Raw genomic sequence first — 14,596 nt, forward strand, 5'->3', positions numbered from 1 at the left:
CCTCCTGGGCTTCGAAGCGCCGGAGAAGATGTAAGCGTCGCCGATCTGAGGTTGCGCGACACCCTCGAAGGCGGCGCTGGCGACGACGTCCTGTGGAGCGGCTCGGGTTACGAGGTGCTGGTCTTCGGCCCCGGCGAAAGCGGCGACCGCGACGTCGCCGGCGACTTCAACGCCGACGACCGGATCCGGCTCGATGACGGCTTGCCCCTCGCCTCGGCCGACAGCACGGCCGACGCCACTGGCGATGGGCAGCTCGACACCGTGCTCACGCTCTCGGACGGCCACGTCATCGTACTGGCCGGCTGGAGCGCGGGGCAGGTTCTGCTGGCCTGAGGCGGGGGCTGGCTCGGCCCCGCTCCCTCGAAACGGGTGACGGCCTCCTCCCGTGGCAGGCGAGACGCGTTGCCAAACCCCGCACCCGCACCGCACGTGGTTATCTGAAGATTAACTTCGCCGCTCGGGCTGGGCGGTCAGGTGCGGTCGCCGGGTGGGCGGCCCAGTGGGGGCGTAGCCATGAGTGAACTGATCATCGCCGCGGGCGGCGCGCAGCCGTACGTCGGCGGCTTCGGCGACCAGGGGAGCCGGTTCTTCGGGCAGGAGTTCATCGCCCTCGATCCGATCCTCGGCGACCTGACCTTCCGCGTGGACCTGACTGGACAGGCTGGCCCTGTGGCCTTGCGCGTCCTCGTCGTCAGCCTGTCGGCGAACGACAAGGTGGATCAGACCCTGTTCACCTCGTCCACGCTGACAGTGACCCCCCTGGCGGGCGAGAGCCTGACCTACAGCGCCGCGGCGCTCCGCAGCTTCACCGTCGACCTTGGCGACACCTCGGTGGTCGCCAACCAGCGCTACGGCATCGTCTGGCAATACATGCCGGTGAACTCGTCGGATGGCCAACTGACGTTCGAGGCCAACAGCGGCGGGGCCTACGCGGGCGGCGACATGGGCGCCACGAATGGTGCGGATCTGAGCTCGCTCCAGTTCAACTCCGGCACTGTCGACATCGCGATGAAGCTGACCTTCGCCGGAGCCGCCAACAGCGCGCCGGTCGCTCCCGACATCGCGGATCGGGTTTCGTTCGAGGACGTCGCGGTCAATTTCCAGGTCGCCGCGTTCACCGACCCGAACGGCGACACGCTCAGCTACTCGGCCACGATGGCGAATGGGGCCCAGCTTCCCGGCTGGCTGAGTTTCGATGCGGCCACCCGCACCTTCTCCGGCACGCCCCCCACCAACTACAACGGGGTTCTGGCCTTGAAGGTCACGGCCACTGATGGGCTGCTGACCGCCTCCGACACCTTCAACCTCACCATCACGCCGGTGAACGATGCGCCGGTCGCGCCCGTCCTGGCCGATCGCAGTTCCGCCGAGGACACCCCGGTGAGCTTCCAGGTCACCGCCTTCACCGATGCCGAGGGCGGTCCGCTGACCTATTCCGCCAGCCTGGCCGACGGCGACCCGCTTCCCGGCTGGCTCAACTTCGATGCGGCGACACGCACCTTCTCCGGCACGCCTCCGGCGAACTTCACCGGGGTCATCGCCCTCAAGGTCACCGCCACCGACGCCCTTGCCGGCGCCTCCGACACCTTCGACCTGACCATCACGCCAGCAAACGATGGCCCTGTCGCGCCTGCGCTGTCAGATCGCACCACCTTCGAGGACGTGCCCGTCAACTTCCAGGTGACGGCCTTCGTCGATGTGGACGGCGATACACTGACCTATTCCGCCACCCTCGGCGATGGGACCCCGCTCCCGGCCTGGCTGAGCTTCGATGCGGCCACCCGAACCTTCTCGGGCACGCCCCCGGCCAACTACAGCGGCGTCCTGGCTCTGAAAGTCACCGCCAGCGACGGCCTCGCAAGCGCGTCCGACACCTTCGATCTGACCATCGCCGCGATGAACGACGCGCCGGCGGCGCCCGTGCTGACGGACAAGACCTTCGCGGAAGATGGGGCGGTGAGTTTCCAGATCGCCGCCTTCACGGATGCGGACGGCGACACGCTGACCTACTCGGCCACGCTGGCGGATGGAAACGCCCTGCCAGGATGGCTGCTGTTCGACGCTGGCGCCCGGACCTTCACAGGCACGCCGCCGGCGAACTTCAACGGCCTGCTTTCCATCAGGGTGACCGCCACCGACGGGATCGCCGGGGCTTTCGACACCTTCGACCTGACCATCGCGCCCGTGAACGACGCCCCCGTCGCCGCCGCGCTGGTCGACCAGACGTCCGCCGAGGATGCGCCGGTGAGCTTCGCCGTCGCCGCCTTCAGCGACATTGACGGCGATGCGCTGACCTACACGGCCACCCTGGAGAACGGCGCCGCCCTGCCGGCCTGGCTGAGCTTCGACGGCGCCACGCGCGCCTTCACCGGCACGCCGCCGGCGAACTTCAACGGCGTCATCGCCCTGAAGGTCACCGCCAGCGACGGGACGCTCAGCGCCTCGGACGTCTTCAACCTGACCATCACCCCGGCGAACGACGCGCCGACCGCGCCGGGGCTGGCCGACCGGACGTCCGCCGAGGACGCACCGGTGAACGTCCAGGTCGCCGCCTTCAGCGATGTGGACGGCGATACGCTCGCCTATTCGGCGAGCCTGGGCGACGGGACCGCTCTTCCCGGCTGGCTGAGCTTCGACGCGGCGACCCGCACCTTCTCGGGAACCCCGCCAGTGAACTTCAACGGCGTGCTGGCCTTGAAGGTCACCGCCACCGATGGCGCGCTCTCCGCCACCGACACCTTCGACCTGACAATCACCCCGGTGAACGACGCACCGACCGCGGCGGGCGACGCGATTTCCGTCGCCGAAGACGCCACGAGCGGAAACCTCGTCGCCACGTTGCTGGCCAACGACACCGACCCCGACGCCAGCGACACCAAGACCATCACCGCCGTGGGGACCGGGTCGACCAAGGGCACGGTGGCGTTCAACGCGGGCAGCCAGACCCTGACCTATTCGGCCGACCACGAGGACTTCGACCTGCTCGGCGTGTTCGGCAATCCCAACACGGCGACGGACACCTTCACCTACACCATGATGGACAGCGGCGGGCTCACCTCCACGGCCACGGTGACGGTGACGATCACCGGCGTCGCAGACGGCGTGAAGGTCAACGGCGGGGCCGCCGCCCAGGTCCACCAGGGCGGGGACGGCGAGGACACCATCTTCGGCCTCGCCGGCCACGACTCCATCTACGGCCTCGGCGGCTCGGACAGCCTGAACGGCGGCTCGGGCAACGACATCGTGGACGGCGGGACGGGCCATGACCGCCTGCTCGGGGACACCGGAGACGACCGCATGTACGGCGGCTCCGGCCGCGACACCCTCTGGGGCGACAGCGGCAACGACACCATCGACGGCGGCGCCGGCGACGACGTTCTGACCAGCGGCTCGGGCTACGACGTCTTCGCCTTCGGCGCCGAACAGTCGGGGGACCGCGACGTGGTCACCGACTTCTCCGGGGTCGACAAGGTCCGCCTCGATGACGGGCTGACCCTCGCCTCGGCGGTCAGCACAGCGGACGTCACCGGCGATGGCGCGCGCGACACGGTGCTCACCCTCTCCGACGGCCACGTGGTCGTGCTGGCCGGCTACACCGGTTGGAGCCCGGGCGCGCTGGTTCTCGGCTAGGCCGCGGCGCGGCGGGCGGCGGGCGTCCGCCCTCCGCGGCCGGCGACGATCGCCAGCAGTTCGGCAGGCCGGAAGGGCTTGGCCAGGTGGGCGTCGAAGCCGGCGGCGCGCAGGCGCTCGGCGTCGCCCGGCTGGGCCTCGGCGGTCAATGCGACGATGGGCGTGTCCCTGCGGCCGGCCTGGCCGGCGCGCACGGCCGCGACGGCGGCGACGCCGCCCAGATGCGGCATGTTCACGTCCATCAGCACCAGGTCGAAGTCCTCGCGGCGGAGCGCCTCGAGCGCCTCCACCCCGTCGCTGACGATGGTCAGAGCATCCACCAGGCCGTTCAGCAGGGCGTGGACGAGCAGCTGGTTGAGAGGATTGTCCTCGGCCATCAGGATCCGCAGACCGGCCATCGGCTCGCGGTCTTCGGCTGGTTCGAGCTCGCCCGAAGGCTGTGGCGCGGGCGCGGCTTCGCGTGAGGCCCTCTCGGCCTGCGGCGGCGCTGGCAGGCGCACGAAGTTGGCCGCCACGCCGCCGGTTCCGACGATCAGGGCCACGGCCAACAGGGCCTGCATGGCGCCCTCCGCAGAGCCTGCCTGCGCCTGGAGACCGAGCGCCGCCAGGCCGCACACGGCCAACGCGAAGGCGATGGCCCCGCGCGCGGCGACCTCCGCGGCCGGAGCGTCCTGGCGCAGGTCTGCGAGGGCGGCGGCGGGGGTCACGCGAGGCATCGAAACGGCTTCTCCATTCGGCCGCCAGACTCCCACGCGCTCCGGTAGCAGAGCCTTAAGCATGGGGTGGGGCGGATTGTCGCAGCCGGCGACCCGGGCGCCGGCCCCGGCCGCGCCGATGCGCGTTGACTCCGAAAGCGCGATCGAAGAGGTTCGCCCGACTCTCGCGGGAGAGGCCGGGCCAGCCCCGGCGCCGAAGGCGCAACCGCCCCGGAAACGCTCAGGCAAAAGGACCGCGAAGGGCTGATGAACGCTGGAAAGTAGCCGCTCCTTTCGGGGTGGGCTCGCCGAAGGAGCAGAGGGGGAAACCCCCAAATCTCTCAGGCCCAAGGACAGCGGGGGCGCAGATAGGCCGGAGGCTCGCTTCCGGACGTGCGCGAAGTCGTCAGCCGGAGTCCGTGTCGTGACCGAAGCCAGCCTCAAGACCACGCCATTGACCGGGGCGCACCTGGCCCGTGGCGCGCGCATGGTCCCGTTCGGCGGCTACTCCATGCCGGTTCAGTACCCCGAGGGCGTGCTGAAGGAGCACCTTTGGACGCGCGAGCACGCCGGCGCCTTCGACGTCTCCCACATGGGCCCGGCCTTTCTGACCCTGAATGAGAAGAGCGGCGATCCCGACGCCGACCACCGGGCCATCGCCGCCCTCATCGAGCCGCTAGTCTGCGGCGACATGCGGGGGCTTAAGCGCGGCCAGCTCCGCTACACCCTGCTGATGAACCCGGACGGCGGGATCATCGACGACCTGATGGTCGGCCGGCCGGTCTGGGACGACCGTCAAGGCATGCTCTACCTGGTGGTCAACGCCGGGACCAAGGACGCCGACTTCGCCCTCATCGAGCAGGCCGTCGCCGGCCGCGCGACCCTGACCCGCGCCGACGACCGCGGCCTGATCGCCGTCCAAGGGCCGAAGGCCGTGGACGTGGTGAAGCAGCATCTCCCGCAGGCGCCAACACTCGGCTTCATGACCTTCGCCCGCATGGACGTCGACGGCCACGGCTGCGTCGTCTCGCGGTCCGGCTACACCGGCGAGGACGGCTACGAGATCCTGGCGCCGCGCGACTTCGCCGATACCTTGTGGGGCCGCTTGCTCGGCGACGAGCGCGTCCGCCCCATCGGCCTGGGCGCCCGCGACTCGCTGCGCCTCGAGGCCGGCCTGCCGCTCTACGGCCACGACCTCGACGAGACCGTCTCCCCCATCGAGGCGAACCTGGCCTTCGCCGTGTCGAAGCGCCGCCGCAAGGCCGGGAACATCCCGGGCGCCGAGCGGATCGAGCGCGAGATGACGCACGGCCCCTCGCGCCTGCGCGTCGGCCTGAAGGTGCTGGAAGGCGCCCCGGCCCGCGAGGGCGCGGAGATCGCCGATGAGGACGGCAAAGTCGTCGGCAAGGTCACCAGCGGCGGCTTCTCGCCGAGCCTGTCCGGCTCAATCGCCATGGGGTTCGTGCCGCCTCTGCTGTCGGAACCTGGAACCCGCCTGAAGGTCATCGTCAGGGGAAAGCCGCAGGCCTGCCAAGTCGTGGCCCTGCCGTTCGTCCCGCACCGCTACGTCCGGCTCGCCTGAAGAGGAAGAGACAAGAGAATGCGCTTCACCAAGGACCATGAATGGGTCGTCCTCGAGGGGGATGTGGCCACCGTCGGCGTCACCGCCTACGCCGCCGAGCAGTTAGGCGACGTGGTGTTCGTGGAGACGCCTGAGGTCGGCAGGACCGTCTCGGCGGGCGACGCCTTCGCCGTCGTCGAGAGCGTGAAGGCCGCGTCCGACGTCTACGCCCCCATCTCCGGCGAGGTGGTCGAGGCGAACGCCGCGCTGGGCGACAAGCCGGAAACGGTAAACGAGTCGGCCGAAGGCGAAGGCTGGTTCGCCAAGCTGAAGGTCGCCAACCCCGCCGAATACGAGGGCCTGATGGACAAGGCCGCCTACGACGAGTTCCTGAAGACCCTCTGACCATGCGCTATCTCCCCCTCACGCCGGCCGACCGGGCCGAAATGCTGGCGACCATCGGCGCCGGCCAGATCGACGACCTGTTCCGCGACGTGCCGGAAGCGGCCCGCCGCAAGGAGCTGTTCGACCTGCCGCTGCACGCCGGCGAGCTTGAGGTGGAGCGCGAGCTCGGCCGCCTGGCCGCCATGAACCGCGCGGCCGGCGCGGGACCCTTCTTCTGCGGCGCGGGGGCCTACCGCCACCACGTGCCGGCGACGGTGGACCACATCATCCAGCGCTCGGAGTTCCTGACCAGCTACACGCCCTACCAGCCGGAGATCGCCCAGGGCACGCTGCAGGCGCTCTACGAATTCCAGACGCAGGTCGCCGCGCTGACCGGCCTCGATGTGGCCAACGCCTCGATGTACGACGGCTCCACGGCCTGCGCAGAAGCGGTCATGATGGCCCAGCGGGTCACCCGCCGCGAGAAGGCCGTGCTGTCCGGCGGCCTGCACCCCCACTACGCCGCCACCACCCAGACCATCGCCCACGCCGAGGGCATGGAGATCCATCGCCTGCCGGCCGCCATCGACGCCGAGGCAGCGGTGCTGGAGGCGATCGACGCCGGGACCGCCTGCGTCGTCGTCCAGACCCCCAACGTGTTCGGCACGGTCACCGACGTCACCAAGATCGCCGAGGCCGCCCACGCCGCCGGCGCGCTGCTGATCGTGGTGACGACGGAGGCCGTCTCCTTCGGCCTGCTGAAGTCGCCGGGCGCCATGGGCGCGGACATCGCCGTCGCGGAGGGCCAGTCGATCGGCAACGCCCTGAACTTCGGCGGGCCCTACGTCGGCCTGTTCGCCGCCCGCGAAAAGCTGGTGCGCCAGATGCCCGGCCGCCTGGCCGGCGAGACGGTGGACGCCGAGGGCCGCCGCGGCTTCGTGCTCACCCTCTCCACCCGCGAGCAGCACATCCGGCGGGAGAAGGCGACCTCCAACATCTGCACCAACTCGGGCCTCTGCGCGCTGGCGTTCACCATCCACCTGTCGCTGCTGGGCGGCAAAGGCCTGCGCCAGCTAGCCGAGGTGAACCACGCCCGGGCTAGGGAACTGGCGAAGGCGCTCTCCGGCGTCCCCGGCGTCGAGCTTCTGACCCCGCGCTACTTCAACGAGGTGGCCGTGAAGGTCCCCGGCTCGGCGACGGCGCTGGTCGAGGCCCTGCTGGGAGACGGGATCGTCGCCGGCGTGCCCTACGCCCGCCTCGACCCGCACGCCGGCCTGGACGACGTCCTGCTGCTGGCCGCCACGGAACTCACCACCACCCAAGACATCGCCGCCCTGACGGGCGCGCTCTCCAGGAGGATCGGCGCATGAGCATGCTAAGCGTCGGACGCCCCACCCGCCCCGAGGCCGCCAGCGCCCAGGGCCACGCCTCCCTCACCGGCGGCCGCGGGCTGCTGCAGGACGAGCCGCTGATCTTCGAACTGGGCGGCTGGGACAAGACCGGTGTCGATCTGCCCGCGCCCGAGGCCGACGCCTCCGACCTCGCGAGCCTCACCCGTGAGGAGGTCCCCCTGCCCGGCCTCTCCGAGCCGGAAGCGGTGCGCCACTACGTGCGCCTGTCGCAGAAGAACCACGCCATCGACCTGGCGCTCTATCCGCTCGGCTCGTGCACCATGAAGCACAACCCGCGGCTCAATGAGCGGATGGCCCGGCTGGCCGGCTTCTCCGACATCCACCCGCTGCAGCCGCAGTCGACCGTACAGGGCGCGCTCGCGCTGATGGACGGCCTGGCCCACTGGCTGAAGACTCTGACCGGCATGCCGGCCGTGGCCCTGCCGCCCAAGGCCGGCGCCCACGGCGAACTCTGCGGCCTCTTGGCCATCCACGCCGCCCACGACGCCAAGGGCGACTCGGCCCGTCGGCGCGTGCTGGTGCCGACCTCGGCCCACGGGACCAACCCGGCTACCGCCGCCTTCGTCGGCTATTCGGTCACCGAGATCGCCCAGACCGACGACGGCCGCGTGGACCTGGCGGACATGGCCGCCAAGCTCGGACCCGACGTAGCGGCCATTATGGTCACCAACCCCAACACCTGCGGCCTGTTCGAGCGGGACATCATCGAGATCGCCCGCCTGGCACACGACGCGGGGGCCTACTTCTACTGCGACGGCGCCAACTTCAACGCCATCGTCGGCAAGGTGCGGCCGGGCGACCTGGGCGTCGACGCCATGCACATCAACCTGCACAAAACCTTCTCCACGCCGCACGGCGGCGGCGGCCCGGGCGCAGGGCCGGTCGTGCTGTCGGAGGCGCTGGCGCCCTTCGCGCCGGCTCCCTGGGTCGTCTCGGGCGAGGGCGGCTTCAAGCTGGTCGAGGAACCCGCCGGCGAGGCCGCCCAGGCCTTCGGCCGGATGAGCGCCTTCCACGGCCAGATGGGGATGTTCGTCCGCGCCTACGCGTACATGCTCAGCCACGGGACCGACGGCCTGCGCCAGGTGGCCGAGGACGCGGTCCTGAATGCCAACTACGTCAAGGCGCGGCTCGGCGACTTGATCACGCCCGCCTTCCCGGAAGGCCCCTGCATGCACGAGGCCCTGTTCGACGACAGCTGGCTGGAGGGCACGGGCGTCACCACCCTCGACTTCGCCAAGGCGATGATCGACGAAGGCTTCCACCCGATGACCATGTACTTCCCGCTGGTGGTGCACGGGGCGATGCTGGTGGAGCCGACCGAGACCGAGTCGAAGGCCGAGCTCGACCGGTTCTGCGAGGCGCTTCGCGCATTGGCCCAGGCGGCGAAGGCCGGCGAGGTGGACCGCTTCAAGGGCGCGCCCTATCTGGCGCCCCTGCGCCGGCTGGACGAAACGCTGGCCGCGCGCAAGCCCAAGCTGGCGTGGCGCCCGGAACCCACGGGTGTTGCGCCGGCGCCGCTCGCCGCCGAATAGCGAAGCCGCCGCAGAAATATCCCGACTGGCGCCTTTACGACTCTTAGGCGCGTTCGCATATCAGCGAGGCGGGTCGGCCGGACCTCCCCCGAACGGCTGCCCCGAACCCAGGTCGAACCCCCGTGTCCTACGTCAGCATCATGCCGCGCGCGCGCCGCTACGCCTCCGACGATCTCGCGCAAGAGATCCTCGGCCGCATTACGCGCGCCGCTCTGGTGATGCTCGGCCTGGCGGTGGTGGCGGCCGGCGTGCTGATCGCGCCCCTGCCCGGCCCGGGCGGGATCCCGGTCATCGTCGTCGGGCTGATGCTGATCCTGCGCAACTCGTTCAAGGCGCGCCGCCAGTTCGTGAAGTTCCAGCGGGCCCACCCGAAGATGGTCTACCCGATCCGGCGCCTGCTGCGCCGTGAGCCGGAGATGATCCTGGTGGCCTGGCAGCAAACGCTGCGGGTCGAGCGCCTGGTGCTTCCGTCGCGTTTTCGGATCGCCATGCGGCTGCGGCGGCGGTGGAAGCTGAAGCGGCGCCGCTCCGCTTCAGCCTGATCCACTACTTCAACTTGACGGCGAGCTCGCCAATCGCGCGGTCGATGCTCGGGTCGCTCTTCAGCCCGGCGAGCCGGCCGGCGAGCACGCCCTCGGCGGCCCGCGCCGCCATATCGGCCGCGGCCGCCTTCACCTCGACGATCGCCTGGGCCTCAGCCGTGGCGATCTTGCGCTCGGCCAGGTCGCGCCGGCGGGCCACGCTCTCCTCGAGCTTCACCCGGGCTTCTTCCTGGTTGCGCTTGGCCTCGGCCTGGGCGGCCGCGAGGATGTCGGCCGCCTGACGCTCGGCTTCCGCCCGCTCGGCGCGCAGCTCCTCGAGCAGCCGCTGAGCCTCCTCGCGCAGCCGCTTGGCCTCGTCCAGGTCCGCCTGGATGGAGGCCGACTTGTCGTCGAGCAGCTTGGCCACCGCCTTCGGCGCCTTGGCGACGAAGATCACGATGGCGAGGAAGATCAGCAGGCCGACGCCGACCCAGAACTCCGCCTCGGCCGGATTGAGGAAGGCAGGCATCAGACCGCTCCTGCGGGAACACGCGCCGCCAGGGCGGCTTCGACTTCGGCCGGTCCGGCCGGCTGGCCGGTCAGCTTCTGGACCATGGCCTGGGCCGTCTCCGAGGCGATGGCGCCGACGTTGGTCATCGCCTGGTCGCGCATGGCGCGGATCCGGCCTTCGGCGTCGGCGAGCTTGGCGTCGAGCTCACGCTCGACTTCGGCCTGCCGGTCGGCGATCTCCGCCATGGCCTTGGCCTTGGCTTCGGCGCCCATGCGGCGGGCGTCGGCGCGGGCCTGCGCCACCTCGGCCTGAGCGGCCTTGGCGAGCGCCTCGGCTTCGGCCTGGACGCTTTTGGCCTCGGCCACCGCCTGGCTGATCGTCTCGGCCCGGGTGTCCAGCACCTTGCGCAGGCGCGGCACGAAGACCCGGCCCAGCAGGATGTAGAGCAGCAGGAAGATCAGCAGCAGCCAGATGATCTGGCCGCCCCAGTACTCCATGCGGAACTGCGGCAGTCCGCCGCCTTCGCCGCCGTGGTGGGCGACTTCGCTCGTGCCGGCAGGGACTTCGTGACCGTGAACGGCCTCGGCCGCTTCGGCGGTCGGATTCCCGTCGTGGTCGCCCGTGCTCGGCGTGGTGGTCGTTTCGGCGGCCATCGGCCTGGTCGTCCTCAAGAAAACGACGGGCGGAGCAGGCTCCGCCCGGGGGCGTCAGCGATTAGCTGAACAGGATCAGCAGGCCGAGCACGAAGGCCAGAATGCCGAGCGCTTCGGTGAGGGCCGCGCCGAGGATGAGGTTGGTGAACTGGCCGCCGGCCGCCGACGGGTTACGCGTCGCGCCTTGCAGGAAGCCCGAGAAAATCGTGCCCACACCGATGCCCGCGCCAATCATGCCGAGGGTCGCGAGGCCCGCGCCGATGAACTTAGCCGCTTCCGCTTCCATTTGATTTGGTCCCGTTGAGAAATGAGAGAGTTGGAGTTGATCCGGCCGATCAGTGGTGATGGCCGAGGTTGACCACGTCGTTCAGGTAGACGCAGGCCAGAACCGCGAAGACGAAGGCCTGCAGGAAGGCCACCAGGAACTCGAGCGCCGTCAGCGCCACGACCCCGCCGAGCGAGAGCGCGGCGGCGGGGATGCCGAGCAGGCCGACGCCGCCGCCGGCCGCCAGGGCGCCGAGGCTGACCACGAAGCCGGCGAACACCTTCAGGGCCACGTGGCCGCCGAGCATGTTGCCGAAGAGACGAAGGGCGAGGGTCACCGGCCGCAGCACGAAGGAGATGATCTCGATCGGGGTGACCAGGATCAGCATGTACCAGGGCACGCCGGCCGGCACGAACAGCTTGTACATGTTCGCGCCGTTGCGCATCACGCCGATGACCAGCACCAGCAGGATGGTCATGACCGCGAGCGTCGCGGTGACCGCCAGCTGCGAGGTGGCCGTGAAGACCAGGAACATCCCCAGGATGTTCATCGCCAGGATGAACAGGAACAGGGTGAAGATGAAGGGGAAGAACTTGCGCCCTTCGTGCCCGATGATGCTGGTCGTCAGGTTGTCGATGTAGCCGAATATGCCCTCGCCCAGCAGCTGCAGCCGCCCCGGCACCACCGCCGCCTTGGCGGTGGACAGCGCGAAGAAGGCGACGATCAGGCCCGCGGCCAGGAACATGGCCACGGTGGAGTTGGTGATCGACATGTCGATCACGCCCACGCCGGGGAGCGAGAAATCCGGGAGGTCCACGATCTTCGTGACCTCGAACTGGTGCATCGGGTCGGCCATGCCGCCTCGAACTCCTTCAATCTTCCTCGTCATCCGGGGGCAGGTCCTTGGGGGGACCCCACTCCCTCGCCGTTTCTTCCGACATCCGCTGCGCCGAGCGGACCGCCATCCAAACCGACACCACGAAGCCGACGAGGACCCCGCAGATCATTCCCCACGGCGCGGAGCGCAGAAGGGCGTCGGCGCCCGCGCCAATCGCGATGCCGACAAACAAGCCGCCCAGCAGGATGCCGAGCAGCCGATATCCGTATCCGGCCGCCTGGACGCCATGATCCTGCGGCGTCGTAGCGGTCCGCGCCCGTAGAGCCTCCGCCCGCGCGTCGAGACGTCTGATGGTCTCGTCCCGCGTTTCGTCAGGCTCCGGCATGGTCCTCGGGTCCAGCCGCAGCAGCGAATTCGCCGCCATGGCCCGGGCTGAAAGTCGCGCGGAACCTATAGACGCTGGTGCAGTGCGTCAAGATTCCGGCGCCGCAACATACGCCGTTGTTTTTCCAGCGAAAAAGTGTGGCGGGAGATTTAGTCGCGCTTCAAAAGATCGCGTAGCCGCCGTCGATGAGAATGGAGTCGCCGGTATGGAAGCGCGAGGCGTCCGAGGCGAGGTAGACGGCGATGCCGCCGAAGTCCTCCGGTTCGCCCCAGCGGCGGGTCGGGACGCGCTTGATCACCTGCTCGTTGAACTTGTCGTTTCCCTGCGCGCCGGCCGTCATGTCGGTGGCGATCCACCCCGGCAGCACGGCGTTCGCACGGATCCCATAGCGGGCGTATTCCACCGCCAGACCCCGGACCATGCCCAGCACCGCCGTCTTGGCCGACGAATAGGCCTCGTTGCGGGCCGCCCCATGCACCGCCGACAGCGAGGAGGTGACCACCAGGGAGCCGCCCGAGTCGCCGCTTTGGGCGCGGGCCACCATGTGCTTGCAGGCCTCGCGGAAGGTGAAGAACACCCCGTCCAGGTTGACCCCCATCACCCGGCGCCAGGTCTCGGTGCTCATCTCGGCGAAGGAGCGGGCCCCGCCGCCGATTCCGGCGTTGGCGATCACCGTGTCCAGCCGGCCCATCTCGGCGGCCGCTTGGGCCATGCCGTCGACCACCTGCTGTTCCTCCGAGACGTCGATCCGCTGAGTCAGCACCCGCACGCCGTGCGCCTTCAGCCTCGCCTCGGCGGCGGCGTTCTTGTCGGCGTTCGTGCCCCAGATCACCACGTCCGCGCCGGCCTGAGCCATCGCCTCGGCCATCCCGAGCCCGATCCCGCCGTTGCCCCCGGTGACCAACGCGACCTTCCCGGTCAGATCGAACGGCTTGTAGGCCATGGCGGCGCTCTCCTTTGATTGACTGCAGCGAAAGCCCGCTTCCGTACGGGGCGTCAAGCTCGCCACGTCATCCTGGCGGAAGCGAAGCGTAGAGCCGGGACCCCGCCGACTCTGGGCCCCGGATCGGCCTGTCCGCCGTCCGGGACGACGTCACAGCAGCGGGTCGATCGCGGCCCGTTCGTCGCCGAAGGGGTCATCCTCGACGCGCGAGCTTGCGGTATCGAACAGCATGGTGGTCCGCCGCCCGGGATCGAACGCCGGCCATTCGAGTGCGGGCGTGCTGGGGCTCCCGGTCCTGGCGAACGCCGCCCAGGCCGCGTTCATTTCGGCCGACAGCCGCTCGACATCCGGGCCTGTGCCGCAGAACCTGTCCTGGGTCGGCGCCGAGAGGGTGCCGAACACGAAGGGCATCTCGAGCGCGTGACAGGCGCCCAGCGCCCCTTTGCGAGCCGGCGAGGCGTGGGTGAAGAGGTAGAGGTAGGTGTTGGGCTGCACGGCCTTCTGCGCGGTCGCGAGCCGGATGGACGGGATGCGGAAGCGCACGTCGCTCTGCACCGCGTCAAGCACATCGAGGTTCTCCACCGGCAGCCCCTTGGCGCGGCGGGAGGCGCGGTAGGTCTCGATCAGCGCCGCGGCCTGCGCCTCGTCGGCCTTGGGCAGCGCCGTCCGAACGGCGGCCACTAGCCCGGCCTCATCGAGCGGCTGGCGCGGGGCGGCGGCGTTGAACAGCTTCACCTCATCGCGGTTGGATCCGATCAGCACCGCGGTCTCCGACGCCCCGCCGGCCCGGACGATCTTCATCGGCTCGTCCGGCAGGGTGGCGGCGTCGCGCACCGGACCGAACGCCAGCCCCTGCTTCTGCACCGCCGCCTGGGCGGAGACGAGCTGCGCCGCCGGCACGTTCCGCAGCTCCGCCGCCCGCGCGCGGTTCAGGCCCAACGCCTCGAGCAGCGCATCGGCGCTCTTCGCCGCCACTTCGGCCGGGGAGGCGCGCCCTACCCCGCTCTGCAGGATCGCCCGGTGGAACAGGCCCTTGGCCGGCGGCATGGCCAGCAGCGCCGCCACCGAGGCGGAGCCGGCGGACTCCCCGAAGATGGTCACGTTGGCCGGGTCGCCGCCGAACGCCTCGATGTTGGCCTGCACCCACGTCAGCGCCGCCACCTGATCCAGCAGCCCCTGGTTCGGCCCGAAGCCCGCCTCCGGGACCGATAGGAAACCCAGCGCCCCAAGTCGGTAGTTGATGGTCACCACCACCACGTCGTGGCG

The 14,596-nt window shown here is 70.1% G+C and carries 14 protein-coding genes, 1 pseudogene and 1 riboswitch; of the genes and pseudogenes, 7 read left to right on the top strand and 8 right to left on the bottom strand.

Annotated elements, in window-relative coordinates; all coding sequences use genetic code 11:
• Together VHK87_RS02445 and VHK87_RS02450 are read left to right on the top strand one after the other, a co-directional pair.
• Positions 1–333: pseudogene (locus VHK87_RS02445) on the top strand (hypothetical protein); the annotation flags it as partial.
• Between the two features lie 180 nt (positions 334–513).
• Positions 514–3,630 (top strand): putative Ig domain-containing protein, encoded by a 3,117-nt coding sequence (locus VHK87_RS02450; RefSeq protein WP_329633309.1) that lies wholly within the window; start codon positions 514–516, stop codon positions 3,628–3,630.
• Here the strand turns inward: VHK87_RS02450 and VHK87_RS02455 are convergent.
• Positions 3,627–4,346, bottom strand: a complete 720-nt coding sequence (locus VHK87_RS02455; RefSeq protein WP_329633310.1) for a response regulator — start codon at positions 4,344–4,346, stop codon at positions 3,627–3,629. The two genes, VHK87_RS02450 and VHK87_RS02455, sit on opposite strands and share 4 nt — an antisense overlap.
• 157 nt (positions 4,347–4,503) lie before the next feature.
• A riboswitch (glycine riboswitch) is annotated at positions 4,504–4,592 on the top strand.
• Between the two features lie 157 nt (positions 4,593–4,749).
• On the opposite strand from VHK87_RS02455, the gene gcvT reads away from it, so the two are divergent.
• The 5 genes from gcvT (at position 4,750) to VHK87_RS02480 (ending at position 9,756) form a co-directional block, all read left to right on the top strand.
• Entirely contained in the window at positions 4,750–5,907 is a 1,158-nt protein-coding gene (gene gcvT, locus VHK87_RS02460) for a glycine cleavage system aminomethyltransferase GcvT (RefSeq protein WP_329633311.1), read from the top strand.
• Between the two features lie 18 nt (positions 5,908–5,925).
• On the top strand, positions 5,926–6,291 hold the full coding sequence (gene gcvH, locus VHK87_RS02465; RefSeq protein WP_329633312.1) for a glycine cleavage system protein GcvH: 366 nt from the start codon (positions 5,926–5,928) through the stop codon (positions 6,289–6,291).
• Between the two features lie 2 nt (positions 6,292–6,293).
• Complete coding sequence (gene gcvPA, locus VHK87_RS02470) at positions 6,294–7,640, top strand: aminomethyl-transferring glycine dehydrogenase subunit GcvPA (protein WP_329633313.1); 1,347 nt, start codon at positions 6,294–6,296, stop codon at positions 7,638–7,640.
• The gene (gene gcvPB, locus VHK87_RS02475; protein ID WP_329633314.1) at positions 7,637–9,214 is read left to right on the top strand and encodes an aminomethyl-transferring glycine dehydrogenase subunit GcvPB; all 1,578 of its coding nucleotides are present in this window, start codon (positions 7,637–7,639) and stop codon (positions 9,212–9,214) included. The genes gcvPA and gcvPB overlap by 4 nt, the downstream gene beginning before the upstream one ends.
• A gap of 122 nt (positions 9,215–9,336) precedes the next feature.
• A complete protein-coding gene (locus VHK87_RS02480) occupies positions 9,337–9,756 on the top strand; it encodes a PGPGW domain-containing protein (RefSeq protein WP_414694098.1) in 420 nt (139 codons plus the stop codon).
• A gap of 4 nt (positions 9,757–9,760) precedes the next feature.
• On the opposite strand, the gene VHK87_RS02485 is transcribed toward VHK87_RS02480, so the two are convergent.
• The 7 genes from VHK87_RS02485 to VHK87_RS02515 form a co-directional block, all read right to left on the bottom strand.
• Positions 9,761–10,264 (bottom strand): F0F1 ATP synthase subunit B, encoded by a 504-nt coding sequence (locus tag VHK87_RS02485; protein WP_329633315.1) that lies wholly within the window; start codon positions 10,262–10,264, stop codon positions 9,761–9,763.
• Positions 10,264–10,899, bottom strand: a complete 636-nt coding sequence (locus VHK87_RS02490) for a hypothetical protein (protein WP_329633316.1) — start codon at positions 10,897–10,899, stop codon at positions 10,264–10,266. Before VHK87_RS02490 ends, VHK87_RS02485 begins: the two co-directional genes overlap by 1 nt.
• A gap of 61 nt (positions 10,900–10,960) precedes the next feature.
• Positions 10,961–11,185 carry a F0F1 ATP synthase subunit C gene (locus VHK87_RS02495; protein WP_329633317.1) on the bottom strand — a complete coding sequence of 75 codons (225 nt, stop codon included), beginning with the start codon at positions 11,183–11,185 and terminating at the stop codon, positions 10,961–10,963.
• Between the two features lie 49 nt (positions 11,186–11,234).
• A complete protein-coding gene (locus tag VHK87_RS02500) occupies positions 11,235–12,020 on the bottom strand; it encodes a F0F1 ATP synthase subunit A (protein ID WP_329633318.1) in 786 nt (261 codons plus the stop codon).
• 16 nt (positions 12,021–12,036) lie between these two features.
• The gene (locus tag VHK87_RS02505; protein ID WP_329633319.1) at positions 12,037–12,426 is read right to left on the bottom strand and encodes a F0F1 ATP synthase assembly protein I; all 390 of its coding nucleotides are present in this window, start codon (positions 12,424–12,426) and stop codon (positions 12,037–12,039) included.
• Positions 12,427–12,547: 121 nt separating this feature from the next.
• Complete coding sequence (locus VHK87_RS02510) at positions 12,548–13,330, bottom strand: SDR family NAD(P)-dependent oxidoreductase (RefSeq protein WP_329633320.1); 783 nt, start codon at positions 13,328–13,330, stop codon at positions 12,548–12,550.
• Positions 13,331–13,480: 150 nt separating this feature from the next.
• On the bottom strand, positions 13,481–14,596 hold a 1,116-nt coding region (locus VHK87_RS02515; RefSeq protein WP_329633321.1), incomplete at its 5' end, for a carboxylesterase/lipase family protein.

It is taken from the genome of Phenylobacterium sp. (assembly GCF_036263695.1).
Classification (GTDB): Bacteria; Pseudomonadota; Alphaproteobacteria; order Caulobacterales; family Caulobacteraceae; genus Phenylobacterium.